This window comes from Pseudoalteromonas aquimarina, assembly GCF_049257255.1.
Lineage (GTDB): Bacteria > Pseudomonadota > Gammaproteobacteria > Enterobacterales > Alteromonadaceae > Pseudoalteromonas.
Genome location: NZ_JBMMUG010000004.1, coordinates 143,621 through 168,271, shown reverse-complemented (window position 1 = coordinate 168,271; position 24,651 = coordinate 143,621). Strand labels below are relative to the sequence as shown.

At 38.3% G+C, this 24,651-nt stretch carries 30 protein-coding genes; 15 read left to right on the top strand and 15 right to left on the bottom strand.

Translation table 11 applies throughout. The features are described from left to right. Nucleotides 1-18 precede the first annotated feature (18 nt). Nucleotides 19-846 carry a DUF417 family protein gene (locus tag AAEU29_RS11530; RefSeq protein WP_421973477.1) on the bottom strand — a complete coding sequence of 276 codons (828 nt, stop codon included), beginning with the start codon at nucleotides 844-846 and terminating at the stop codon, nucleotides 19-21. 256 nt (nucleotides 847-1,102) lie between these two features. Here AAEU29_RS11530 and AAEU29_RS11525 point away from each other — a divergent pair, with 256 nt between their 5' ends. Then, nucleotides 1,103-1,903 (top strand): ion transporter, encoded by an 801-nt coding sequence (locus AAEU29_RS11525; protein ID WP_421973476.1) that lies wholly within the window; start codon nucleotides 1,103-1,105, stop codon nucleotides 1,901-1,903. Nucleotides 1,904-2,028: 125 nt separating this feature from the next. Next, nucleotides 2,029-2,496: a YHS domain-containing (seleno)protein gene (locus AAEU29_RS11520; protein ID WP_421973475.1), complete on the top strand. Its 468-nt coding sequence runs from the start codon at nucleotides 2,029-2,031 to the stop codon at nucleotides 2,494-2,496. Nucleotides 2,497-2,504: 8 nt separating this feature from the next. Here the strand turns inward: AAEU29_RS11520 and AAEU29_RS11515 are convergent, their stop codons facing one another. Continuing rightward, the gene (locus AAEU29_RS11515) at nucleotides 2,505-3,440 is read right to left on the bottom strand and encodes an AraC family transcriptional regulator (RefSeq protein WP_421973474.1); all 936 of its coding nucleotides are present in this window, start codon (nucleotides 3,438-3,440) and stop codon (nucleotides 2,505-2,507) included. A 62-nt stretch (nucleotides 3,441-3,502) separates the two neighbouring features. Here AAEU29_RS11515 and grxC point away from each other — a divergent pair, with 62 nt between their 5' ends. The 4 genes from grxC to AAEU29_RS11495 all read left to right on the top strand — a co-directional run bounded on the left by grxC (nucleotide 3,503) and on the right by AAEU29_RS11495 (nucleotide 6,505). Further along, on the top strand, nucleotides 3,503-3,748 hold the full coding sequence (gene grxC / locus AAEU29_RS11510) for a glutaredoxin 3 (protein WP_421973473.1): 246 nt from the start codon (nucleotides 3,503-3,505) through the stop codon (nucleotides 3,746-3,748). An 11-nt stretch (nucleotides 3,749-3,759) separates the two neighbouring features. Continuing rightward, nucleotides 3,760-4,347 carry an HvfX family Cu-binding RiPP maturation protein gene (locus AAEU29_RS11505; protein ID WP_421973472.1) on the top strand — a complete coding sequence of 196 codons (588 nt, stop codon included), beginning with the start codon at nucleotides 3,760-3,762 and terminating at the stop codon, nucleotides 4,345-4,347. A gap of 173 nt (nucleotides 4,348-4,520) precedes the next feature. Further along, nucleotides 4,521-4,892: a BlaI/MecI/CopY family transcriptional regulator gene (locus AAEU29_RS11500; protein WP_274761236.1), complete on the top strand. Its 372-nt coding sequence runs from the start codon at nucleotides 4,521-4,523 to the stop codon at nucleotides 4,890-4,892. 11 nt (nucleotides 4,893-4,903) lie between these two features. Further along, complete coding sequence (locus AAEU29_RS11495; RefSeq protein ID WP_421973471.1) at nucleotides 4,904-6,505, top strand: M56 family metallopeptidase; 1,602 nt, start codon at nucleotides 4,904-4,906, stop codon at nucleotides 6,503-6,505. Nucleotides 6,506-6,663: 158 nt separating this feature from the next. Here the strand turns inward: AAEU29_RS11495 and AAEU29_RS11490 are convergent, their stop codons facing one another. Both AAEU29_RS11490 and AAEU29_RS11485 read right to left on the bottom strand, forming a co-directional pair. Beyond that, nucleotides 6,664-7,698: a methionine synthase gene (locus tag AAEU29_RS11490; protein WP_421973470.1), complete on the bottom strand. Its 1,035-nt coding sequence runs from the start codon at nucleotides 7,696-7,698 to the stop codon at nucleotides 6,664-6,666. A 24-nt stretch (nucleotides 7,699-7,722) separates the two neighbouring features. Next, nucleotides 7,723-8,697 (bottom strand): DUF1852 domain-containing protein, encoded by a 975-nt coding sequence (locus tag AAEU29_RS11485; protein WP_421973469.1) that lies wholly within the window; start codon nucleotides 8,695-8,697, stop codon nucleotides 7,723-7,725. Between the two features lie 556 nt (nucleotides 8,698-9,253). On the opposite strand from AAEU29_RS11485, the gene AAEU29_RS11480 reads away from it, so the two are divergent. Further along, the gene (locus AAEU29_RS11480; RefSeq protein ID WP_421973468.1) at nucleotides 9,254-10,063 is read left to right on the top strand and encodes a sulfite exporter TauE/SafE family protein; all 810 of its coding nucleotides are present in this window, start codon (nucleotides 9,254-9,256) and stop codon (nucleotides 10,061-10,063) included. A gap of 13 nt (nucleotides 10,064-10,076) precedes the next feature. Here AAEU29_RS11480 and AAEU29_RS11475 read toward each other — a convergent pair whose 3' ends face one another. Further along, the gene (locus AAEU29_RS11475; RefSeq protein ID WP_421973467.1) at nucleotides 10,077-10,373 is read right to left on the bottom strand and encodes a hypothetical protein; all 297 of its coding nucleotides are present in this window, start codon (nucleotides 10,371-10,373) and stop codon (nucleotides 10,077-10,079) included. Nucleotides 10,374-10,774: 401 nt separating this feature from the next. On the opposite strand from AAEU29_RS11475, the gene AAEU29_RS11470 reads away from it, so the two are divergent. After that, a complete protein-coding gene (locus AAEU29_RS11470; RefSeq protein ID WP_421973466.1) occupies nucleotides 10,775-11,548 on the top strand; it encodes an alpha/beta hydrolase in 774 nt (257 codons plus the stop codon). 31 nt (nucleotides 11,549-11,579) lie between these two features. Here the strand turns inward: AAEU29_RS11470 and AAEU29_RS11465 are convergent, their stop codons facing one another. The 3 genes from AAEU29_RS11465 to AAEU29_RS11455 form a co-directional block, all read right to left on the bottom strand. Next, entirely contained in the window at nucleotides 11,580-11,993 is a 414-nt protein-coding gene (locus AAEU29_RS11465) for a hypothetical protein (RefSeq protein WP_421973465.1), read from the bottom strand. Between the two features lie 262 nt (nucleotides 11,994-12,255). Beyond that, on the bottom strand, nucleotides 12,256-12,909 hold the full coding sequence (locus AAEU29_RS11460) for a cupin domain-containing protein (RefSeq protein WP_421973464.1): 654 nt from the start codon (nucleotides 12,907-12,909) through the stop codon (nucleotides 12,256-12,258). A gap of 42 nt (nucleotides 12,910-12,951) precedes the next feature. Continuing rightward, nucleotides 12,952-13,710 carry an SDR family NAD(P)-dependent oxidoreductase gene (locus AAEU29_RS11455; protein ID WP_421973463.1) on the bottom strand — a complete coding sequence of 253 codons (759 nt, stop codon included), beginning with the start codon at nucleotides 13,708-13,710 and terminating at the stop codon, nucleotides 12,952-12,954. Nucleotides 13,711-13,813: 103 nt separating this feature from the next. Between AAEU29_RS11455 and AAEU29_RS11450 the strand changes: the two genes are divergently transcribed. Continuing rightward, entirely contained in the window at nucleotides 13,814-14,170 is a 357-nt protein-coding gene (locus AAEU29_RS11450) for a winged helix-turn-helix transcriptional regulator (RefSeq protein ID WP_421973462.1), read from the top strand. A gap of 90 nt (nucleotides 14,171-14,260) precedes the next feature. Here AAEU29_RS11450 and AAEU29_RS11445 read toward each other — a convergent pair whose 3' ends face one another. The 5 genes from AAEU29_RS11445 to AAEU29_RS11425 form a co-directional block, all read right to left on the bottom strand. Next, nucleotides 14,261-14,809, bottom strand: a complete 549-nt coding sequence (locus AAEU29_RS11445; protein ID WP_421973461.1) for a hypothetical protein — start codon at nucleotides 14,807-14,809, stop codon at nucleotides 14,261-14,263. Continuing rightward, nucleotides 14,809-15,072 (bottom strand): hypothetical protein, encoded by a 264-nt coding sequence (locus tag AAEU29_RS11440; protein ID WP_274761247.1) that lies wholly within the window; start codon nucleotides 15,070-15,072, stop codon nucleotides 14,809-14,811. Before AAEU29_RS11440 ends, AAEU29_RS11445 begins: the two co-directional genes overlap by 1 nt. 225 nt (nucleotides 15,073-15,297) lie before the next feature. Then, complete coding sequence (locus AAEU29_RS11435) at nucleotides 15,298-16,137, bottom strand: alpha/beta hydrolase (protein ID WP_421973460.1); 840 nt, start codon at nucleotides 16,135-16,137, stop codon at nucleotides 15,298-15,300. 79 nt (nucleotides 16,138-16,216) lie between these two features. Further along, nucleotides 16,217-17,050: a DUF3626 domain-containing protein gene (locus tag AAEU29_RS11430; protein ID WP_421973459.1), complete on the bottom strand. Its 834-nt coding sequence runs from the start codon at nucleotides 17,048-17,050 to the stop codon at nucleotides 16,217-16,219. A 288-nt stretch (nucleotides 17,051-17,338) separates the two neighbouring features. Beyond that, nucleotides 17,339-18,211 carry a hypothetical protein gene (locus AAEU29_RS11425; protein WP_421973458.1) on the bottom strand — a complete coding sequence of 291 codons (873 nt, stop codon included), beginning with the start codon at nucleotides 18,209-18,211 and terminating at the stop codon, nucleotides 17,339-17,341. A gap of 393 nt (nucleotides 18,212-18,604) precedes the next feature. Here AAEU29_RS11425 and AAEU29_RS11420 point away from each other — a divergent pair, with 393 nt between their 5' ends. Both AAEU29_RS11420 and AAEU29_RS11415 read left to right on the top strand, forming a co-directional pair. Next, nucleotides 18,605-19,186: a hypothetical protein gene (locus AAEU29_RS11420; protein ID WP_421973457.1), complete on the top strand. Its 582-nt coding sequence runs from the start codon at nucleotides 18,605-18,607 to the stop codon at nucleotides 19,184-19,186. A 280-nt stretch (nucleotides 19,187-19,466) separates the two neighbouring features. Further along, nucleotides 19,467-19,763 (top strand): DUF6482 family protein, encoded by a 297-nt coding sequence (locus AAEU29_RS11415; RefSeq protein ID WP_421973456.1) that lies wholly within the window; start codon nucleotides 19,467-19,469, stop codon nucleotides 19,761-19,763. A 53-nt stretch (nucleotides 19,764-19,816) separates the two neighbouring features. Here the strand turns inward: AAEU29_RS11415 and AAEU29_RS11410 are convergent, their stop codons facing one another. Beyond that, complete coding sequence (locus AAEU29_RS11410) at nucleotides 19,817-20,260, bottom strand: hypothetical protein (protein WP_421973455.1); 444 nt, start codon at nucleotides 20,258-20,260, stop codon at nucleotides 19,817-19,819. Between AAEU29_RS11410 and AAEU29_RS11405 the strand changes: the two genes are divergently transcribed. The 4 genes from AAEU29_RS11405 (at nucleotide 20,245) to AAEU29_RS11390 (ending at nucleotide 24,098) form a co-directional block, all read left to right on the top strand. Beyond that, nucleotides 20,245-21,426 carry a PQQ-dependent sugar dehydrogenase gene (locus tag AAEU29_RS11405; protein WP_421973454.1) on the top strand — a complete coding sequence of 394 codons (1,182 nt, stop codon included), beginning with the start codon at nucleotides 20,245-20,247 and terminating at the stop codon, nucleotides 21,424-21,426. The genes AAEU29_RS11410 and AAEU29_RS11405 overlap by 16 nt on opposite strands. Before the next feature lie 127 nt (nucleotides 21,427-21,553). Beyond that, complete coding sequence (locus AAEU29_RS11400; protein WP_421973453.1) at nucleotides 21,554-22,330, top strand: substrate-binding periplasmic protein; 777 nt, start codon at nucleotides 21,554-21,556, stop codon at nucleotides 22,328-22,330. 124 nt (nucleotides 22,331-22,454) lie between these two features. Further along, complete coding sequence (locus AAEU29_RS11395) at nucleotides 22,455-23,228, top strand: substrate-binding periplasmic protein (RefSeq protein WP_421973452.1); 774 nt, start codon at nucleotides 22,455-22,457, stop codon at nucleotides 23,226-23,228. A 93-nt stretch (nucleotides 23,229-23,321) separates the two neighbouring features. Beyond that, the gene (locus AAEU29_RS11390; RefSeq protein ID WP_421973451.1) at nucleotides 23,322-24,098 is read left to right on the top strand and encodes a substrate-binding periplasmic protein; all 777 of its coding nucleotides are present in this window, start codon (nucleotides 23,322-23,324) and stop codon (nucleotides 24,096-24,098) included. Here AAEU29_RS11390 and AAEU29_RS11385 read toward each other — a convergent pair whose 3' ends face one another. Beyond that, entirely contained in the window at nucleotides 24,099-24,557 is a 459-nt protein-coding gene (locus AAEU29_RS11385) for an XRE family transcriptional regulator (RefSeq protein ID WP_421973450.1), read from the bottom strand. Between the last annotated feature and the right edge of the window lie 94 nt (nucleotides 24,558-24,651).

Sequence of the window (24,651 nt, the reverse complement as noted above, 5' to 3'; positions counted from 1 at the left end):
CAGCTATGATTTGAGCTGTTAATTTGCCTGTTTTGATAACCCATAATAAAGCGTTAAATTGGCAATAAACCACAGGTCTTTAATTAAAAACTGGCCACCAGATGTCAACACCGTCTCGCTTGAAAGTGCGCCCTGCCAAGTAAATAGAAATGTTTGGGTTGTGATCATTACTGCGCCAGCCATTACTAGCCCAGGTAAAAGTAATGCCCTAAAGCGAAGTGACAATATTAATAAAGTAAGCGCGACGAAATCATACACACCGATAATATTTGAAGTCGTTTGCAGCGACCAGATTTGATACATCCAGCCCATAAATGGAGACGATGACACTAAATCTTCAATGCCCTTCGCTTCTATTTCGGTAAACTTCATACCACCAATCCAAAGAAGCACTAATACCACTGGAAATAGCTGCACTATTTTTTGCTGAGGTAGGGTTAAAACGTCTTTTGCTAGTAAATGAATTGCTATGGCGAGCAGTGCAAAATACTTGATAACACCCTGCCCTGAGCCAATTGCAGGAAAACCACCAAGTGATTCAATCCATCGGTTACTGGCAAAGAGTGTAATAAGCGGTACAACGCTTGTCAGCAATAAAACATAAACTAGAAAACGCTCGTATTTCTCATCACGAAGACTAAAAAATGCCAACGCCGCTACCAAAAGAAAAGTACATGCAGCCAATACACTGCCGTTATTGGCATTTGACACATTATCAAAAAAGTAAAAACCGATAACCCGCTCAATACTCGTGTCTTTACCAAGTAACAACGTACTAATTGCCATTAGTAAACTTGATAAAGCCAGCAAACTAAAACTTAGCTGCTTTTCAGATATAAACTTCATAAAACTACACAATCACATTAAATAAATCTTGTGCGTGAAGACCTGATAAAACATAAAAGTTATTCAACAAAATGTAAGAATGTTTTTAATGAAAACTCTTTGCAGCTTTAAAAACAGATGTTTTCTAATTTGCAAACAACTGTTTTTAGTGCATTAAAACAAACCAACAACCCTAATATTAAGATCATAATTAAACTTGAAAAAAAGCTATCAAACCCAGATTATGCTAGCTAACTGAGTTTAATTTTTAATGTGTATGTCTTTCGTTAAATCACTTGTTTCACCATTGAAAACGCTAGTTGAAGCTAAATATTTCAATAATTTTATTGTTGCGGTCATTTTGTTTAACGCCTTTACACTTGGGCTTGAAACAACCCAACTTGGCAAAAGTAACGCTGCCACCTTACATATCATCGACTTTGTCATTCTGTTAATTTTCACTATTGAGTTGGTACTGAAATTAGTTGTGTATCGCGGTCAATTTTTTAAATCGGGCTGGAACTGGTTTGATTTTATTATTGTTGCGATTTCGTGGGCACCAACCAGCGGTGCACTTTCAGTGCTTCGTGCATTTAGGATCTTACGGGTATTGCGACTTTTCTCTGTGGTGCCGCAAATGCGCCGTGTTATTGGTGCACTAGGTCACTCGCTGCCGGGAATGGCATCTGTGATTGGTGTGCTTGGCATTATCTTTTATGTATCAGCTGTTCTTGCCACTAAGCTATTTGGCCAGCACCCAGATGCCAATATGCAAGAATGGTTTGGTAGTATTGGCGCATCGGCCTATACACTATTCCAAATTATGACCCTTGAGAGCTGGTCAATGGGTATTGTGCGCCCCACAATGGCGCTTTTCCCTGAGTCATGGCTGTTCTTTGTGCCGTTTATCATTATTACCAGCTTTGCCGTACTAAACCTATTTATTGGTATTATTGTTGATGCCATGCAAGTAATGCATGAGGAAGAAGGTAAACCAGAGCAAACCTTTGCTACTAAAGAAGATATTCTGCGCTTAGAAGCCAAAATAGATGCGGTATTAAATAAAGCAAAAGATTAATCCTTCACAATCAAGCGCTTCTAAATTCGGATTTTATGACATAGTTTCAGAGATTCTGGATATAGAGCGCTTTTGCTCTCAGACGTAACATGTGCCCTAACAAAAACGCAATAGGAGCACTTGTTATGACACTTTCTCAGTCAATCAAAACCATTTTAGCAATCACCTTTGTAAGCCTTTCATCATTTGCTGAAGCAGGCTTCGATACCGAAACAGATAAAAACGGTGTTATTTTAGCGGGTCACGATGTGATTGGTTATTTCACTGAAGGAAAACCGGTGTTAGGAAATGCTAGTTTCACCGCGGTATATAACGACGCAATTTACCGTTTTAAATCTGCTGAAAACCGCGATTTATTCAACCAAAACCCTGAAAAATACGCACCACAATATGGCGGTTTTTGTGCCTATGGCATGACCTTTGGTAAAAAGTTTGAAATTGATGGCAAAGCATTTGAAATTGTGAACGGCAAACTGTTTGTAAACAAAAACCAAGATGTTTATAACGCATGGGCGAAAGCTGTACCAAAACACATTTCAGAAGCAGATCAACAATGGCCTAGTGTCGAACTGGCAAACCCAGTAGATTTATAACCCCCAACTTAACTTACATGGGCGCTATTTCTTACAGCGCCCGGCGCTTCACCTTGGTTTTGTTTAAACGCTTTACGAAATGCCGCTTCTGAATCATAACCACTTTTTTCAGCGATATCGGCAATACTCATATCAGTGGTAATTAGCAGTTTACGTGCGATAAGCATGCGCCAAATGACCAGATACTTCACTGGGCTACTACCCACCATTTTTGTAAATTTATCCGCAAAGTTTGAGCGACTCATTGCGGCAATTCCCGCAAGCTGCTCTAAATTCCATGCATTCTCTGGTGCTTGGTGAATCGCATTTAACGCTTTGCCAATGCGCGCGTCAAAAAGTGCCAGTAACAGTCCACTGTTTAATTCACCGCTGGCAACTTGCCCCCTCAGTACTTCAATAAACAGCAAATAAGCTAATTGATCGACTACGGTATAACACCCAGCTCGCGCGTGCTGTAATTCTAAAATCATTAAATCAATCAATTTAAGTGAGGTGTTTCCATTTGCGTCTTTGGCAGGAAGGTGGATCACATCAGGCAATGCATCCAATAATGGATTAACCATGGCATTTTTAAATTCAAAAAAGCCGCACACCATATTAGTGGTGTCGCCATCGTTGCTCATTGGCGCATTAACTAACTCTGCACTCGGTTTATTGTCGTTATTTGAAATAATATGCTGATGATCTTTCGGGAAGATCACTAAGTCGCGTGTTTCAAGCTTGTGTTTTTCATCGCCCATGTGCAGCCATGCTTCGCCGCGGCCAATTAAATGAAAAGGAATACGCCGACTGCCTGAAGTATCTACCGCCCAAGTTCCACAAAAATCGCCATTTACATAAACCTCTGCATTCAATGACAAGCGCTTTAACAACACACTAAGCGGATCTGGGTCGTTTAAATAAATATTCGGATTTTCAGACATATTTTTAAATAGATACAACATATTTCAAAAGCTGACTTCTATTTAAACTTGCAATCAGAATTTAATCAAATAGGAATACCCAAATGAGTGCAATTAAAATTTATGTCAAAGATTACTGCCCTTACTGCAAAACAGCAAAAGCATTAATGAAGTCATTAAACTGGCAATACCACGAGATTGATGTCACTCATGATGCAGCAGCATTTGCAGAAATGGTATCGCTTAGTCAGCGTAAAACGGTACCACAAATATTTATTAATGGTGAACATATTGGCGGCTGCGATGATTTTAAAGCCTATCTTAAAAAGCTCGGGGCACTATCATTATAAAGGAGCACATTATGTCATCTGTTTTAACATCAACCTTTTTAAATAAACCCAATTTATCGCGTTTTGATTGGAGTGCTGCGCTCTTGCTTCGCCTCTACTTAGCACCAATATTTTTGCAAGCTGGCTGGACAAAATTACACGCCTTTGAAGACACAACTCTGTGGTTTGAACACAGTTTGAATTTGCCTTTCCCAGCGTTAATGGCTGCATTGGCAATGGGTACTGAGCTTTTAGGAGGCATTTTGTTAATACTTGGTTTGGGTGTTCGCTTTATCACTCCCCCCTTAATGGTGGTGATATTAATAGCTGCATTTTTGGTTCATATTGAAAATGGTTGGCTTGCCATTGCAGATAGCTCAAGCTGGCTTGCTAACCAGCAAGTACTCGAAGCCGCTGAAAAAAAGCAGCGGATTATCGCCATTTTGCATGAGCACGGTAATTATGAATGGCTTACCAGTAGCGGCTCTGTCACCATCTTAAATAACGGTGTTGAGTTCGCGATTACCTATTTTATTATGTTATTAACCTTATTCTTTTTAGGCGCCGGACGCTTTATCAGTTTTGATTACTGGCTGCAAAAGCGTATTACAGGTGTGTAATTAATATTTAAAACACACAACCTAACCAACTGAAATTAAGCAAATTATCAAACTTAAAAATATGAAACATTCATAAAATTTGTAGATTTGTTCAAAAAATGAGTTGACTTAAAAAACACTTACTACTACATTTGTAGAAAATAAAAACTACAAACGTAGTAGTAAGGAATAGAATGAAACTAAGTGACTTTGAACTCGATGTAATGCAATTAATGTGGCAACACGAGCCATGTACTGCAACCGAAATTCATCAACTTCTATCTCAAGACAAAGACGTAGCTTATACCACTATCAAAACAATTATTGACCGCCTAGAAAAAAAAGGCGCAGTAGAGCGGGCCGACAAACAAGGCCGTGCTATTGTTTATCGCTCTAAAGTGCAACAAAGTACGCTTTCTAGTCAAGAAACGCCAAGCTTTATGCAACGTTTCTTTAGCGGTAATTCACGTAGTTTAATTGCTCACTTTATTAAAGAAGAGGAGCTCAACGAAGATGATATTAATTACCTGCAAGATTTATTAAATAAAAAGAAATCGAATAAATAAGGTTAAGCGATATGACGGATTATATTCTTACAAATATCATCATCAGCGTGTTGGCTTTATTGCTGATAAAGATATTAAAAAATGCCCCTGCAAGACTTGGGTTTTTCATTGCAATCACTGCTTTAGCTGCTTGGTTTATGCCTTGGCATCTTTTACCTGAAGTTTCGATATCAGAGCAACCTTCAAGCAGCACCTTATTTTTAGCTGAATTGAGTTTAACTGACCCAATTTTTAATTTAGATAACTTACCAAGCGCTTTGCCAACAGCACAAACTAATACTCCTTGGTATCACACATTTACTTGGTGGCATTTGGGCTTGGTTGCTGCAGCTATTGGTATTTACCTCTTTGCCCGCAAAGTGCATCACTATATTCAGCTTGTAAAACAATTAAATAAAGAGGCGACAAAGTACAACGCCCATAATCTAGGCAACAACTATCAAGTAAATACTGTAAATCTAGGTACACCAGGCATTACTACAGGTCTCTTTAAGCCAGTGATTTGGCTTGACGAAACGCTGATAAAACGCTCTGAACTTGATTCAGTGTTACTTCACGAAGCGACTCATATCAATCAATTAGATATATTTTGGATTTGGTTTATTTGCCTGACCGAAAACCTATTTTGGTGGAACCCAATCTGTATGTTGCTTGGCGCTAAAGCCAGACAACAACTAGAACTGAGTTGTGATGAACGTTGTTTTAATCAACTAAATCAACGTTATCAACATGACCTGGCAAGTTTAACGCTTGAAACTTTTACCGGAGCTCGAAAAGGTTCAAGTTATTGCTCGCCAGTTTTAAATATGGCCCATACCAAGCACTTTAACGTGCTCCGGGTAAAAATGTTAAACAAGGAAAAAGTGATGAAAAAAAGACATATAGCGATGATGGTAGCGGCAGTTTCATTTACAACAATTGCAGCAGCACAAATTGTTGAAAAAAAACCGACAACTCAAAGTACACAGCAAACACTAAATCAAAGTGAAAGTGCTTCATACAATGAGCAAATGACAGAACTTCTTAAAATAGCTGCAAATGCAAAATCAGAAGATAAAGTTGAGCTACAAAAAACTGCCGACGCTATCATTGCGTGGTACGTAGAGCGACCGTTTTTATCAAATGCTGAAGAAGGCAAAATGCGCATTCTTAGCTTAACTTTAGTTAATCACCTATTACATAAAGTGGGTAATCATGAGGCTGCGCTTTCTAGCTACGAACTTTGGTATAAAGATAGTGAAAATGCGCCTCATTTTACCCGTAATATTAAAGCTGACACCTTACTTAAATTGGGGCAACCAGAGCTCGCAGCACAAGAGATGGAAACATTAAAAAGTGAGTTAGGCGAACAGATTACAGAAGGCAGTCTAATAACGCTTGCTCGAGCATACATTGAGCAAAAAAATTACGAAAAGGCGCTTGCAACCTTATCGCATCCAAATGTTGGCGATAACTTAGTGAGCAATGTATATAAGCGACATGTATATTTATTACAAAATGATATGGCCAATGCTGATAAAGTAAAATCTAAATTACCTGCGCAATTTGCCTCGAATCAGCCATGGATTTTTGATTATGCGTTACCGCAATCGCCATTGCTCAAGAAAATTTAAGTTTAAGCACTCTTTAAACGCATAAAATTGCTCCCGCTACCAAGTTATCTTGGTAGCGATTTTGTCGTTTACACGCGCTGTTTTCCTTGTTTAATTAAGCACGAACAAAAAAGGCGTACAGTAGTACTGTACGCCTTTGGTCTTTGGATCTTTATATATTAACCTGCGCTTTCAAGCTCAGCTCGTAAAATAGCAGCGCCGGCGGCAAGTGCGCTCAGTTTGCCCCTTGCAACTTCACGGGATAAAGGCGCTAAGCCACAATTGGTTGATGGATAAAGTTTATCAGCATCGACATATTTCAGTGCTTCTCTAAGAGTATTGGCAACTTCTTCTGGTGTTTCAATCTCATTAGTAGCCACATCAATTGCACCAACCATCACTTTTTTACCTCGGATCAGGGCGAGCAATTCAATCGGTACTCGTGAGTTATGACATTCTAGCGAGATAATATCGATATTTGATTGCTGTAACTTGGGGAATACCTCTTCGTATTGGCGCCATTCATTGCCTAATGTTTTTTTCCAATCGGTGTTGGCTTTAATGCCGTAGCCATAACAAATATGCACAGCGGTTTCACAGCTTAGGCCTTCAATTGCTCGCTCTAAACACGCAATGCCCCAGTCATTTACTTCGTCAAAAAACACATTAAATGCCGGTTCATCAAACTGAATAATATTGACCCCTGCCGCTTCTAATTCTTTTGCTTCTTGATTAAGGATTTTGGCAAATTCCCATGCTAACTTTTCGCGGCTTTTGTAGTGGTCGTCATACAGTGTATCAATCATTGTCATTGGGCCTGGTAACGCCCATTTTATTGGTTTGTCTGTTTGCGCACGCAAAAATTTCGCGTCATCAACAAACACTGGCGTTTTTCTTGAAACTGGCCCAATCACAGTGGGTACACTGGCATCATAACGGTTACGAATACGCACCGTTTTGCGGTTTTCAAAATCCACACCTGCAAGGTGTTCAATAAAGGTGGTTACAAAGTGTTGGCGGGTTTGTTCACCGTCACTGACAATATCCACCCCTGCCAATTGCTGCTCATGTAATGTAACGCGCAGCGCATCTTGCTTACCATCAACTAACGCATCGCCTGTTAATGTCCACGGTGACCAAAGTTGTTCAGGTTCTGCAAGCCAGCGCGGTTTAGGTAAACTGCCCGCAGTAGACGTCGGTAGTAATACTTTCATGCTAAATAATGTCCTAATATTTTCTTAAGCGAAATTCGCCGCCCACTTTTCAAGAACGGTTTTGTAAGGCTTAATAAAATGCGCTTCGGCAAACTTACCTTGCTCTATTGCTAAACGACTGCGCTCTTCACGGTCGTAAACAATTTGCGTTAAAGAATGATCTTGGTTTTTTAAATTTGGCTGATAACGATTTCCAGCAGCCGCATTCGCATTATAAATTTCAGGGCGATAAATCTTTTGGAAGGTTGCCATTGTGCTAATCGTGCTGATTAATTCCAAGTTTGTGTAATCATTTAATAAATCACCAAAGAAATAAAAGGCAAATGGCGCAACACTGTTTGCTGGCATAAAATAGCGCACCTGCAAGCCCATTTTTTGAAAATATTGCTCAGTTAGTGATGCTTCATTTGGTACATATTCATAACCTAACACCGGATGCTGGTTGTCTGTGCGTTGATACACTTTATTATCAGAAACAGACAAACAAATCACTGGTGGCTTTTTAAAATGCTCTTTATAGGTATCTGATTTAACAAACGTTTGAAATAACTTACCGTGTAAATCACCAAACTTTTCTGGAATGCTAAAACCGTTGCGCCCTTTATTATGTTCAAGCAACAGCACACTAAAATCGTAATCGCGTACATACGAGGAGAAGTTGTTGCCAACAATACCTTCAATACGCTCATGAGTAACGTTGTCAACCACTGTCGTTTTTAATACTTCAATTGATGGAAACGCAGTTTCACTGCCTGCAACCGTCATATCCACAGAGATAATTTCAAGCTCAACAGCATAGCGGTTAGCCTCTGGGTTATCCCAATGTGCTAATGCATTAAAATTGCTGTTAATCATTTTGAGTGCATTACGTAAATTCTGCTGACGACTTTCACCACGCGCTAAGTTGGCAAAATTTGTAGTGATACGCGTGCTATTCGATGGTAAATAATTTTCATCAAGCACTTGGCTTTTAATGGTAAAGGTAAAATCGTTATTCATGACAATGTGTGTCCATTTTTCGAGTATAAGTCCTGAGTGTGTGTCGCTTTCAATATTCAACCAAGTAGCTGTGTTAGGTGCCAAAGGGCATGAAAATAACAAGCTCACATCTTTTTTGAAGAAGCGCTTGAGTGATTTATACGCGGATCACAACATGAAAAAAAACGGTTTTATTTCACTTAAAACATGAACAACCTTCACTTTTTTAAAGCGTCTAAGGCTAAATTTATGACTTTTATTAGATGAATTAAATTCAACATACCAACCAATCATGAACATCTAGCCGTCCAGATCTCCACTTTGAATTTATTTCATTTTCAACATGAGTAATATTCAGCAATTACAATACGTTTGTGTATCAAGTGGCTATAAAGAAATTGCTATACTGCGCGGCACATCACAGCAATAAGCCATTTGCATAACTAGCTTAAACGCTATTTAGATTGCTAAAGCAGCATTCAAGCACAAGCATTTATTCTATTGAATTAAAAGCTTTTTTAATCTGCTGCAGGCATTTTGCTATGGCATTAGGCTTTTCAAAACAGGGATAAATGGAATGAACGAGTTACTAATAATAGTTATATCCTGCGCATTACTCGGTAGTGTCGTTGGCTTTCTAGCAGGCCTTCTTGGTATTGGCGGAGGGTTAGTGATAGTGCCAATATTAAGTATGATCTTGCTTTACTTTAATGTTTTACCTAGCGAGCAAGTTGTAGTGTGCGCGATTGCGACTTCCCTTGCTTCGATTTTATTCACGTCGACATCATCAGCTTTAGCGCATCATAAAAATGGCAACGTTCCTTGGCAGATAGCCCCTTGGATTATGATTGGTGTGGCATTTGGAGCACTGATAAGCGGTTTTTTAGCTTCCCTTTTGCCCGATAAAATTGTGCGAATTGTTTTTACCGTTTGCGTAGTACTTATCGCAGCTAAAATGTTTTTTTCGAGTAAAAATGAAACGCCAAGCCAACGTCAACTACCAAACAAAGGATTTTTAACTGTTTTGACCACAATCACGGGTGGTTTATCAGCCATGATAGGTATTGGTGGTGGCGCATTGTTAGTGCCTTTGTTAACGTTTTTTTCGCTAGATATGAAAAAAGCCATTGGCTGCGCTTCTGCGTGTGGCATTGTGATTGCGCTTTTTGGCTCATTGGGTTACATCACCTCTGGCAGTAGCCAATTATCAATGAGTCATGGATTTGTAGGTTTTGTATATTTACCTGCACTTTTTGGCATTGTGTGTACTTCTTGGTTTACCGCACCACTTGGTGCAAAAGCCACACATCATTTACCCGTTGCCACCATTAAAAAAGTATTTGCAGGGCTTTTAGTAGCTATGGCAATCAATATACTACTTAAATAATTTAAAAACGCTTTTAAAAGAAGCCGTTATTAAAGTCTAAAGGTTGGTCTAAATAACCAGGATAATAAAACTGCCAACCTTGGTTTTGCTTTTCAATTAGCCTTAATTGCAACAGCTTTGAACTCAAGCAATATGCTTGAATATCATCTACACCAAAAGCGTACTGCTCTAACTCTAGTGCCGCAATTGACACCTTACAGCGAGAATCACCACCAATCTCAGGATCTGGCTCAGGTAATGCAATTTCAATTGTGATATCAATAAATTTTCCATCAGGATTTTTCGCAACGTACTGACATGTGATCATCATTTTTTCCTTATAAACCGATGCGATAATTTTAAAATAAAGGATATTAAGAAAATAGCGAATACCAACAATTACGGCTTAAACGCGCAATTTAAAGGCAGTTTGAACACAACAACTGCGCAATACCTATAGATGTTATCGCTAACACTGTTTTGGCTGAGCGGGGGACGGGAAATATTGGCAGTTTAAATGACGTAAAGTTATAAATCAGTATGCTTGGTATACCCATTTAAGCCTTAGTCATCAATCTTATGAAATGACAATTGAAAAACCTTGTTGCATTTGTATTTTGAAATGAAGTTTGATGCTGTGCTAAAACAGTATTAATTGGCTTTTGCATGCAATCAAAACTAATTTGAGTATGTTTAAGTTTAAAATTACCTTTAACTCAACGTGGAGCAACAATGCGTACTTTAGCTATTTTGCGATTTTTTATGTTATTTGTTTTGCTGCTTTCACCTAAGTTATTTGCCAACACACTTTCAAATAATTTTCTTATAACTAGCAAGAGCCTTGGCTATGATTTGCAATATCGAGTCCATGTACCCACAAATTTAGATACAAGTAAAAGCTATAAAACTCTGTACGTAGTTGATGGCCAATCATTCCTCTTTAATGGCAAGTTACATGAGGTTATCAACTCAAATATAAGCAACAAAAATATTGAGCCTATTATTAGTGTGTTTGTCGATAGTCGTGACCCTCATAACTTGACACTAAACCGCCGTAATGATCAGTTTATGTGCAACCCCAAGTATGCCGCTTTCTTTATAAATGAGTTGCTGCCGCAAATACAACGAGATTACCCATCATCTAACAAGCGTGAGGATAACGTTATTATGGGAGTGTCATTTGGCGGGTTGAATGCGGCATGTTTTGGTTTAATGATCGACGATTATTTTGGTGGGCTTGCTATGTTTTCGCCAGCCAACACTGAGATGCTTAAAGTAATCAGAAAATCCTACAATAAAGCAAAGCCAAAACCCGCTCAGGTTTTTATTAGCTTTGGTACAAAAAACGATAATATTTTAGCCGGGCGGCGGTTTAAAGATTCGCTCGAAAAACTCGATTTCGATGTGCATTATTTTGAAAATAATGAGGGGCACAATTGGAAAAACTGGCTACCTTTGTTAGATGATATGCTTAAAGTATTCTTCACTAAACAATCACCTAGCTAAGTTATATTTTTGATAAAGCGTGACTTTAACGCTAAATGTTTTTGCTAGTCGTCGCATTAAACCCCTCAAGCTTCAACCAATCAACAGCATGATTAACATCATCAAACACCGCACGTTTAAAGTTACCATGTTCTTCAACCACAATTTTACCTACAAACATTTCTTTTAAACCGGATTTTGAGTAGATCTGAGCTGCACGACGTAAATCATTTTCAATACACCAATCAACTAACTGCTTTATTACTGTTATACCATCATCAGTACAGAGCCCCCAACCTTCTAGATAAACAAGATGCCCCCAAGGGCCATCAAATTCACTGGCAAGTCGTTTAAAATCTCTGGCAAAATTTAATGCTGCCACTTTGTTCCACGAGCCAAGCAGCTCAGCATAAATAATATTGTCTTTGCACCATAAATGGTAAATACCATGTTGATCAATTGCCATAAAAACTAACTGTTAACCCCATTTACTTATATAAATATTAGCCATATTGTGTAAAAAATAAAAACCAGTTTTTCAGTTGCTGGGTTATCACAAAAAATTTTAAGAAAATATGATCTCTTTGTTCTAGCTATCCGTTAAACATTATGAAGGGTCGAAAAGTGCTTTACACCTTGCACTAGCCCAACTTACTACCCCTTCGCCATGTGAATAAAAAGCGCACCTAGCCTGTGCGCTTTTTCATTTTTAGCGGTTAGTATCTTATTTAGCTAATTGGTAAATGGCCTGTTTTTACCAAGATGATGGTTTCTTCTTCAACGTAAGGGTGATGCTGGCTCATATGTGGGCTTCTAAGCCAGGTTCCTTTCGGGTATCTACCAAATTCATCAATAAACTCACCTGACAACACAAAAATTTCTTCTCCACCAAAATGCATATGCGGTTTAAACACCTCCCCTTTTGGCCACTTAACTAAGGCCACATGTTCATGTTCAAAGTCATGAAGTGGCATCACTTCTAACCCGCCATAGCCTGGCAACCAAGTTGCTTCATTTGTATTTATTCTTACAAGCTCAGTATCACCCGGTGAAAATTGGTTGAGTTTTACCAAAATAGCACAACCTTCTTTACTAAATGGTGCGTGCGAACTACCAGGCGGATTGCGCAAATAAGTGCCTGCGGGGTAATCACCATGCTCATCTGAAAATACACCGTCTAGTACAAAAATCTCTTCCCCTTTGGGATGTTGATGTGTTGCAAATGCCGTATTTGGCCCGTATTGCACCACACTGGTTGTATGGCCTGACTCTTTTGCTTCTCGCTCTAACGGTTTTCGTAGCACCCCTTTAGCAGGGCTCGTAACCCACGCTTGTTCGGACGTATTTATTACAACCCGCTGTGCAAAATTCATATTAATCATAAAATTACCCCAGTTGCGCCTAAAAATAGGCGCTAACTCACTTTAATTTCGACCCGCCATAACACCACCATCAACATCCCAAATCGCGCCAGTTACCCAATTTGCTTGTTCTGATAATAAAAAGGCGATGCTATTTGCAACATCTGTTGGCGTACCAACGCGACCAATTGGATGAAAATCATCAAAACTTTTAAGCACCGAATCAACCTCATCTTTTGCGATGAAATGCTGATAAATGGGTGTTTTTACAACTGCTGGTGCAACTGCGTTCACCCGAATATTATGCGTTGCTAATTCCATCGCTAGATGTTGCGTTAACGCATGTAGCCCCGCTTTTGCCATTGAATACGCAGATGAAGGCGTTGCTCCAATTGCTTGTTTTGCCCACATAGAGCCAATGTTGACAATACTACCACCACCTAATGAAATCATGCCCTTAGCAACCGCTTGTGTCAGCATAAATGTCGCTTTATTTAGCGCATTATACTTTTCATAATCAGCCATTGAATGCTCTAAAAAAGGCTTAGGGCTAAAATACCCTGCCGCATTGACTAAATACCCATAATTACTATTTAGCGTTTGGGCTAATTGCGTTACGGCCGTCTCATCATAAAGGTTCAATTGAATGCCATTAACTTCTCCATAGTGTGAAAGTTGTTCAACCGCATCATCTAACTTTTGGGCATTATTGCCAATAATCGAAACCGATACACCCGCTTCAAGCAACTGTTTTGCAACTGCAAAACCAATACCACTAGAGCCACCAATAACCAAAGCGCGCTTATAATTAAAATTTGTCATATTCTTCTTCCAATAATTAAACTCGTGGTAATATTAAAAGCATCTGTAGGTAGCTGAATAGTAAGTACAATTTGGTTAGGTAGGTACTTTTTGGTACATCTTTATGAAATCACAAGAAAAGTTTTTTACACGAAAAATTGCGCCACAAGAAAGCGCTCGCATGGTCGAAACCATATTTGGCTGCAAATGGTCCTTAACGGTTTATCACTTACTGGAAAATGGCATTAATCGCCCCGGTGAAATGGTGCGAAGTGTCGATGGGCTTTCAACCAAAGTGCTTAACCAATGTCTTAAACGCAATGTTGATTTTGGTATTTTAGATAAAATCGAATATAACGAAATTCCGCCGCGGGTGGAGTATTCCATTACAGAATTTGGTGAAAAATTTGTCGGCGTATTAGCGCAAATCTCCGCGCTGCAAGAAGATATTGATGCCCAACAAAATCCACATAATCATTAATAAAATTGATCTTTATATTTTGTAACTAACAACAACGTCATGAAAAACACATCCACACATAAATGTATGGATGTGTTTTCTTTTTAAACATTACAGCGCTTTACTCGCGCGTGCTTTAGTAGCTGAATCCATTATGTTTGTGCGTTTATGTGCAAATACTTTGGCAGCTAGCATATCCCAATATTCACTTGGATAAACCGTAACTAAATCATTATTTTGTAATTGCTTGTCTTGAATACCTATCTCTGTAAGATAAGGCTCTTTCACCACAATAAATTGATGCTTATAAGGCACCAAATAGCTATGTTGTGTTAATGCGTTTTTGGCCTCAGCATAGTTTGCGAACCATTTATTTAAAAATCGGTCACAACCACTAGTATGGAACACACTGCCAAAATTGATTTTCTCACCTTCTCGCCTTTGTTGCGCGCTTAACAGCTCATGTAACTGCTGCCAATCAGCTAACCCTGTATCTTTTGCAACAAGATGTTGGCACATTTTCAGCTTTACGTTTGCCTTGGTATCAACATCGATTCGGTAATATTTTTTAAGCCGTTTTAAAATATCCGCATTACCGCTTTTCGCCTCTTTTAACAATAATTTGGCCAGTGATTTTGCTTGCTTTAATGCATGTTCCATTACATCGCCTCCTTAATAAGCCAATCATTGTGACAAACAAAACAAATGCCAAGTAGCACGCTTAATAACGCTAAAATAATGAGTGATAGTTCAGATAACCACAAAAGTGACAAAGCCACTAACTGATTCGAAAAGTTCGCTAAACCAAAATAGTTGAAGGTATAAATTAAGAAAAGGGATAAAACTAACGGCAGAGCTGCGCGAAAAGATTCATAGAATGTGGCAACAAAGCCGAGATTAAATGTAGATGATTTAAGATTCATAACAAATCAAAACTCCTAAGTTTTTTTGGTGTTCCGCGCTTACCAAACTTATCTGTTTCGAATTGTATAAATGTAATTCTGAGAGAGTGACATTGTCTTTAGCGGAAAAGGCGTCTCTTAAACCTTAAGCGCATGCTAAGGCCTGTTTTACACAATGTCAACTTACTCCAGCTTTTGTTCTTCCTTACTTTGTAACAAGCTTTTAATTTGTAACTTATCTAATCTTCATTTGTTTTCTGATGGTAAAAGTGTTTTAAGGCCATTGTACCAAGCCAGCAAAGCCACTGTGCCATGGGTTTCGTTTTCAAAATACTGCTGCTTAGCAATACCATTTGAATGCTTAATTATTGAAGTGGCAAAAGCTGAACCCAATGCATAATTTGTTAAGCCTATTTCACCAAGGTGACTATTATTTGCAAAAGCAAAAAACACATTAATATCAAGGTTCGTACTTTTAGGATTAGCTAAATAAGCTCTATTTAAATAGTCATTATCCCAAAGTGCGGTAGGGTCAATAATTAAATAATCGCTAAACATAGTTGGCGTAAATACAATCACATTAGATGCAAATAAACCGCCAAATGACTCTCCCACTAACACACGTTTTTCAGAGGCTCGATATGTTTTTTCAATATGCGGGATAAGCTCTGTTTTAAGAAAAGTAGCAAAATTAAGCGCATTACCAGTTTGCTCAAACGTATCTAAAACACGGCCTCTAAACGTCCATTCCTTTAAAGTAGAAGGTGTAAGATCTCGTGAGCGATTGGTATTAGGTATTGCAACTACAATGGCTTCTTTAACTTGATTGTCCAACGTTTGGCTACTTAGCGATTCAAGTACACCAACAAAGCCTTTAAACCTATGAATATCACCATCTAAAAGATAAATAACCGGATAAGTATTGCTACTTTTTTCATACGAAGGCGGTAAATAAACCATGTACGGTCTATTTTCTTTCATCACCTCAGATTTTATAGCTGTTGCAATGCCAAACTCGATTATTTCCGAAGCATATACTGATGTTTGAAATAAAAGCATTAAGATAATCGAAATTACGCTTTTCATTTTCTCTTCCCTGTTTTTATTCTAGTTTTAGCGAGTTAAAGTAACTGATAAATGTGATTTAAAATCAGGTAATAACACATTACATTGGGTAGCCAAATCGTGCCAAATAGTGCCATACCTTTTTGACATCTTGTTCATCAAAACCAAGTTTTGTCACTGCTTCGCCCACTATTTTTGCATTTATATTGCCGTTTTCAGCAAATTGTTTTGCCAGTTCAATAAACTGCTGGCCGCGATAATCTGGATATTGCTTCATCACCTCAATACTAAGCAAAAAGCCTTGGTGCCACTTTACAGGCACACCCAAGGCGTTTGCTTGCAGCTCAATTTCAGTGCCGCGATAGATTGGGTCTAGTACTACACATTCAATATCGTCTTGTAGCGAAATTCCTCCATGAATATGTGCTTCAATATAGTCATCAAGTAAGTCTTCTCTTGCTAAATTTACCTTATCAATTAATGCTTGAACCTGACTAAAAACGGCAAAATCTTCGGGTTCAAAATAGCTGTCTGGATAACAAAAAGTAGTGCGGGTGAGTACATGGGGTTTCAACTGAAAATGCCCAGAGCCAAAACGCGGTGATGCCCCAAATTCATACTTGCGAAAGTTAAGTGCACCATATTTTGGCCTTAATGCGTTTGGTGCATTATCATAAGCGCCATCAAATACGCGCTGCTCCCAAAGCCAGCGTTCTCCACCAGCATGCGCCGTTAAACCACCATTACTGGTGCCCGTTTCAAATTGCGATTGTAAATAACCCGTTTTAGCTATTGCGAGCAATAACGGCACATTTTCTTTAGTAAAGCGATCCGGGTGGAAATTAATGGTTACTGGGTAGTCAATTTCACTCAAAGCCCCTTTTGACTTTAAACGAATATTTTCAATAGCCTGTTCAACAGCATTTTCCATCATTTACTTACTTTGGCTAAAAATTAACTGTTACCACTCTAACGGATTATTAATAGCAACAATAGATTAAGATTGAAGATACGTGCTTAATGTAGCTAAAACATTGGTTATAACTTTCAAAAATCGAAATTGATAGTATGACCTATTAATTTCGCGCAATGACTGCAGAGTGCCAGAAACAGACATTCGTAGCGCTTGTATCATTGGAAGAAAAAAGCTTAGCTATGAAAGAGCGAGGTTTTTTACTTCCGAGTGCACATATTTGTTAGTTTTTAATATCTTGATTGACACTTACAGTTTTGGCCAGTCATTATCATTTTTAATTTCCTTACCCACGAAAAATGATTCATCCCCCATTCCAGGGAAATACAAATACTGTTCTATGTCGTCTTTTGGTCTGTATTTCACCCACACCTTCCGAACACCATCTAAGCTATTAAAAATAAACCATATAAAATCATCAATAACAATGTTCGAATCCGTTGGTATTTGATCTAAATTAAAAGCAATTAATAGGTATTCATCATTTTCCAGCGCATCTGTGATGGCAATTGATAATTCTTCTGAACAAACTTCATTCCACGTCTCGTCTTCTTTCCATTTAAATCTACACCACTCGATATCATGGCTCTCAGATTTAACGAATGAATTAAAGGTTTGTTTAAAGTTGTTATTTTTTAGGTGATTAAGTGCCAAGGAGAATAGTTCAAACAACTTTTTTCGTTTCCCCTTTGCTTTAATATGTAACCTTATCAATAGAGTATTTTTTTTGGTTGTTTTTCCATAATTTATTACGGTATTCAATTTACCTTTATCAGCTTCCTTTAAATATTCATCCATATCTTTTTTGGAAGAAAAGTCTAATAATTCACCACTCCTCCTTATAAAGTACATTTCTTCACCGACATTATCGTACCAGGCTGTAGCGGCAAGATCATAGACGCCTTTTTTCTCTAACTCACTTAATAGAGAATTTAAGGCTTCAGAATCAATTGAAAAAAATGCTCTGAAATATGTAGCCTTGTTGCCTGCATATTCTATTGAGGATTCATCACCTTCGTCTTTTGGAATATGCTTTTCGTATATTTCCTCTAATTCAGCACGGTAGTGGTTATCTCGTAAATTTTCTGATGTAAATTTAATCGTAAGGTTATCTTCACTCATTTTTCCTTTGTCCTGATTAAAGCAAGTTAATATCGACCAATTGGGTAACCTTTATAATTTTACAAGTTCTATCACACTAACTAACTTGTTGCTACAGATAAACTTTTAATCATTATAGAAATAATGAAAAGGATAAAAACGACCAAATGGGTCGTTTTCCTGAATATAGGAGAAACTCATAGCAACTGGACATAAAATCAGTGTTGAAAACTAATTCACTAATGACAGCTATTCGCTCTTTAACGTCATTGGAAGATTTTCTATTTCTAATTTTGCCAAAAGCAAAACTGGGGCTGACTTTGGTTATCACATCAATATTGTAAAGAGGTTTTAATTGGAATAAATTGATTTAATTATTAGATAATTAAAACTGTTAGTTGAAATGGATTTCAAATGAAAAAAATAATAATAATTTTAAGCTTAGCGTGTCTTTATATTGCTTATTTGCATATAAAAATTGCCGATTTAAAAGCAAATAATTTGAAATTAGAAAATCAGTTAGCATCGTCTTTAAATAGTGCATCTGCTGCTTTAGAAAGCGAACAAACAACAACCCCTTTGCCTACAAAAACGCAACCGCGTTTAGCATTTAAGCCAAGTGATAATGCCTCAAGCGTTAATAAACCAAGTAAAGATATGATTCAGCAAGTCGAGCTGTTCACAAACACTAAGCAAAGCTTTACAGAGCAAGATATAGACGAGCAATGGTCGCTAGATTTTTCCGATAATTTATTCTTTTTTCTTTGCTACCATAAAGAGCTTTCGCATTTAGATGTTAAGCATATAGATTGCCGCGAAACGATGTGCAAAGTAGATATTTTTGCTAATGAAAGCGACCCAATTGATGCAGCAAGGGAGATTGCACAAAAACTAAAAGATGATGAAAAGTTTAAAGAGCATCCCTTTTATTTTGATTCAAGCTCAGATGAGGGTGTTATTCGCATTGAAATAAATAGGTATAAACAAATCCAATAACCCTTAAGAAAAGGTGCAGGGCACCAAAAGGTTATATAGGTTTACATGTATAAGAGCTGATATGGTTTTGCCCTTAAACTTTAAAATTCTCTCTCACATATTTAACAGCAGCTCACTAAGTTTGCCTTAGATAAAGCATGCTTTTTTTCGTAAAACGCTATCAAATTCACTTTGCGTTTATTTTAACTTTGCCTTTGATCTTTTTAATCTGACTGCAGCATTAATCCAAATTTATTTATGTCACGTACAAAATTTGTAGTGAATTTATAAGGATTGAAAAATGAAACTAAGCAAATTAGAAAAATATTTTGAAGTAGAAAAGCTGGTATTTCATAGCCTTGATTTAACCCTTTATAACGTAAGCGCTGTGGTTGAGGGACAAGAGTACATAATTACCGATGAACAAGGTGAGCGCATAAAACACCACAATTTATTAGAGCTTCAACAGCGCTTTAAAAAAGTAAAAGCGAAAAAACAGGTGATACGCCAAAGCAGTGCTTACGATGAAATGATTGGCGGCCCAATAAAAGGCAATAATGAAATGGAAGTATCACTGGGTGACAATAAATTGTATTAAACAGCACAATGTGAGTGGGTAAATATAAGATGCTAATTTACCCATGTTCTTTTTTAACTAGACGCGAATTTAGTTTTTAGCGTTGCAAATACAAAACCACCTGCGGCACCTGTAAGCAGCTGCGCATAAAATCCCCAGCCGCGAGCGCCAGCAATGATATTAATGTTCATTATTGATTCAATTGCAATTAACACAATTGCCATTGCCCCTGTTCCAGCAAGTGCGAAAACCCACTGGGTTGGCTGTTTTACTTTATTGTTTAAATAGCTGGCACACCAAAATGCTAAGGCAAACGCAATGGCAATAATAGCACCATAAGTAGGTAGTAACCCTAGCCAGTCGTCCGTTATTAAACGTGCGCTGTCATCAAAGCTCACTTCAATGCCCACATTGACTAACTGATTGACAACATACAGGCTATGACACAAGCTAGCTAAGGTAAAACTAAGCAGCCAAGCAATCAAAAATAAAGGTACTAAGCGTGTTAAAACTAACAAAGTTAATGCAACTCAAAAAAGGGTTATGCCTTCACACTAGCAAAGACTTTTCATGCAAACAATGGTTGCTTTATTTTGCTGTAAGCGTGTTTTGTAGCAATGCGGCAGCAAACGATGCCGCATTGCCATTAGAGCGCTATACCACTCACACCTTAGCGACTAAACTAAATTCCCCTTGGAGCATGGTCGAATTACCAAACGGCACTTGGCTTATCACCGAACGTGATGGCAATGTAGTGATTGTTAACGGCGAGAATCAATCCCGAGTTAAACTTGATTTAGCGGGGTTATATGTCGCTGGGCAAGGTGGTTTATTAGATGTTGTATTAGCACCCGATTTTGAGCAATCGAAAACCGTTTTTTTCACTTACGCCCAAGGCGAATTAAAAGCCAATAGGTTAGTGGTGGCAACAGCTGAGTTTAATGGCACAGAATTTTCAAAACCTCAAATTATTTATAGTGTGGCAACCGATAAAGGCACACCACAACATTATGCAGGCCGCGCTCTTATTTTGCCTGATAATACGCTTTTAATTTCAAGTGGCGATGGCTTTGATTATCGCGAGCAAGCACAAGTGGTTACCAACCAGTTAGGTAAAATATTGCGTATTAATTTAGATGGAACAATACCTAACGACAACCCGTTTATAAGCCATGCTGATGCCAAAGCCCATGCTGTTTTTACTTTAGGGCACCGTAATCCACAAGGGCTTGTGTACGATTATGATGCCAAACGCATTGTGAGCCATGAGCATGGCCCTGCCGGTGGCGACGAACTTAACTTTTTAAGCAAAGGTGAAAATTACGGCTGGCCAGTGATCACCTTTGGTAAAGACTATTCACAAGCGCGTATTTCACCCTTTACTGAATATAAAGGCATGAACCAACCAAGTGTCAATTGGACGCCGTCCATTGCTCCTTCGGGTATGGCGTATTATGGCACACGTCACACTCAATTTGCCTCGTTGCAAAAGCAGGTGTTAATCACCACATTAGTGGATAGAAAGCTCTATGCCGTTAACATCGCAAATAACCGATTTGAGCAAACGGCTGTTTTTCCTGAAATATCAGGGCGACTTAGGGATGTGTTTATTTCAAATGCTGGCAATATCGCGGTATTAACAGATGGCAAAGATGCAAAGCTTCATTTAATAACAGCACAGTAACCACTGCTACATTGTTAAAACCCATGTCTTTTCAGTACTTCCTTTACCAAAGTCAAATAAAGGGCTGCAGTTTTACATATTTGTGCCACTCTTAAATAAGCTGAGTTACAAAAGGTGAATAGCTATTTTGTTGTTACTTAGAGAAGTTACTAGCATTATTTCAAAAGTAAAAATCCCCCCCATCCTATTTATGGTGAGTTACTTTTTGTTATCTGAAACTGCCTTAGCTGCGCCTTCAAGTCCAAATATAAAATGGTACACCGAAGACTACCCGCCCTTTAACTACCAACAAACAGGCGAAATAAAAGGCATTGCAGTAGATATTTTAAAAAAAGCATACAGCGAACTTAATTGGCCGCTTAACACAGATGATATTTCGATAATGCCTTGGACTCGTGCTTATTACACATTAAAAAGTGATGCCAATGCCTGTTTGTTTTCTATGACTTTCACCAAAGAGAGAGCTAAAAACTTTAATTTTATCGGCACGGTTATGCCAAACACGGTTGCCATTATCGGGCATCAAGATTCAAGCATTAATGAAATACAATTAAGAACGGATTTTAATTTACGCTATGGTGTTGTTAAAAACGATATCGGCCACCAAACCCTAATGGAATACGGTATACCCGATAATCAATTTGTTTTCTTAAAAACGGGGTTCGAGCTTGTAAAAATGCTAGAGCATAAACGCGTCGACCTAATTGCCTATGGCGATGTGATTGCCCGCTACCAATTTGAGCGAGCTAAAATTAGCCCGAATAAGTTTAAGGTAGTAAAACCCTTGCTAAAATCCCTCTTAGGCTATGCCTGCAATAAAGGCGTTTCAAGCGATGTCATTCAAACACTCAATACATCCATAGAGCAAATCGTAAGAAAACACCCAACGATTATTAAATATTAAACTCATTTTAACGTGTATGATTTCTTGAGCTTAAAAGCTGAAATTAAATGTTATAAATACTTTTTTACTCAAAACACGCTACCCTTAAGTAAATTCCAATACGGTTACCTATTGTTTCGACAACATGTTTAATGCTCAAAATACCACTCACGTTACAAACATAGCCAAAGTGTTTGTGTTGGTACTTTTTGCTGCTTTTAGTGCAAACTCTTTTGCTTCTCATAAAATTACGTTTGCTTTTTCAAACGACCCTGAAATTAGCCCACAATTTAAATTTTTCGAGATGCTTTATCGCGAGGCTTTTACTCGACTTGATTATGAGTTTTCATACCAAGTGTTACCCATGAAACGCTGCTCAGTGATGGTAAATAGCGGAAAACTTGATGGTGAACCTCAGCGTTATCATGATTATGCAAACACCTACACTAATTTAATCCGAGTTGAAGAGCCGGTTTTTGTCACGAATGTGTATGCCTTCGCTACAAATAAAAATATTAAAATCAATACGTGGGATGATTTTAAAGGCACTTCTTTATATGTTGATTATGTTATTGGCGCGCTGCAAACAGAGCAGGCGCTCGTCACACGCGTTGAAGATAAATACCTCACAGGTTTAAAGTCGGTTACTCAAGGGTTAGAGCGTTTACATGTTGGCCGAAGTGATGTGTTTGTTGATTTAGAAATTCGCACTAAACCCCATTTACAAACGATTCAATTTACCAATAGTCGGATCCGCATTGTCGGCACTTTGTCTTCACACAATTCTTATGCCTATATTCATAAACGTCATAGTGAACTTGCACCAAAGCTTGCAAAGGTAATTAAAGAAATCAAAGCCGAAGGGCTCTACGATAAACTCATCGCTAAAAATCTGCCTTTTATGCTTATCGCGCACTAACCACTCTTTTAAGCACCTAGCGAAGCGTTTTTACCAATAGAAATATTGGCTAAATAGCATATACTTATCACTGTTCATTAGCGCAGAAGTACTATGCATTTAAACATCTTTTTGCTCATTATACTTGTTGTTAGTTTTAGCAGTTCAGCTAAGACATGGCGCCTATGTCATGAAGATAAGCAGTACCCTCCGTATATAACTAGTGAGGCTCAGAGTTCTGCTTCATCTGGGTTGTTAGTTGATATTTTAGAGCGCGCTGCAAGTAAGTCTAATATTGAGCTCTACTTCACTGCGCTTCCTTGGAAACGGTGCAAACAAGCAGTCAAAGATGGCACCTATGATGGCCTTTTTGCCATGATAAAAACCCCTAAACGCACTAAACAGTTTGCTTTCCCAACCAATCAAAAAGATTATCTAAACACCGCCGATTATGTGATTTTATATAAACGCGACTCAATACTGCACAAAGCAGAGCTCGCGGGAAAGTTATTTACTGACAAAGGCGAGTTTAATATAGCCTATTATAAGAAAATTAAACAATTTGGCTTACAAGCTCCTGCGGGTTATGTGCTGGAGCAATATATAAAACAGCATAATATCGCTGCAAATACCGATTACGACCTTAATTTAGGCATTCATCAAGTAGCCATAGGTCGTCTTGATGGCTACTTAGTTGAAAAACGCATTGGCCTTGCACAAGTCAAGGCATTAAAACAGCAAGACTTTGTGATAAGCAGCCAAGGCGTGATAAGAAAAACCCATTGGTACCTACCGTTTAACCTTGATTTTTATTTGCAAAATAAAACTGAGGTAACGCGCTTTTGGCAGCACATTCAAAAAGCCCGTGAATACGTTTTAAAGAACGATTAATTAAACATCGCGGCCAAACCACACAACTTTACCCACAATTGTTGGCTGCATGCTGTCACCACGCACTGACACAAATGCCAACTGCTCAGAATGCACACCTAATTGCGATGATAACCACTGCTTAGAAAAACCAAAATGCTCTGATACTTCTTCACTTGCACCTACCTGGCCAAAGCCCGCACTGGCTTCTACATCAAATTTCGGCGCCAGAACCATCTCAGTTTTTGTATTATTAGCAACGTCATCGGTTGCACGCTGACCTGTAATAAGCCAGTTTAAGTCAATGCTAAACTGCTCACTTAATTGTTCTAAATACGGCAATGATGGGCGGCTAACACCTCGACATAATCGATAAATCGTAGACGCTGAACGCCCGGTCACTTCAGCAAAACGCTTTTTGTTAGCTTCTGTGATTTGCTCAATTAGTGACAGAAAACGACGAGAAAAGGCAGTGCTCATAATAAGTTCAGCTCCAAAATTAAAATGGGGGCTGACCTTACTAGGTCTCACTGCCAATTTAAAGCAAGTTTTAACAATCTGTATTTGCTTGGTT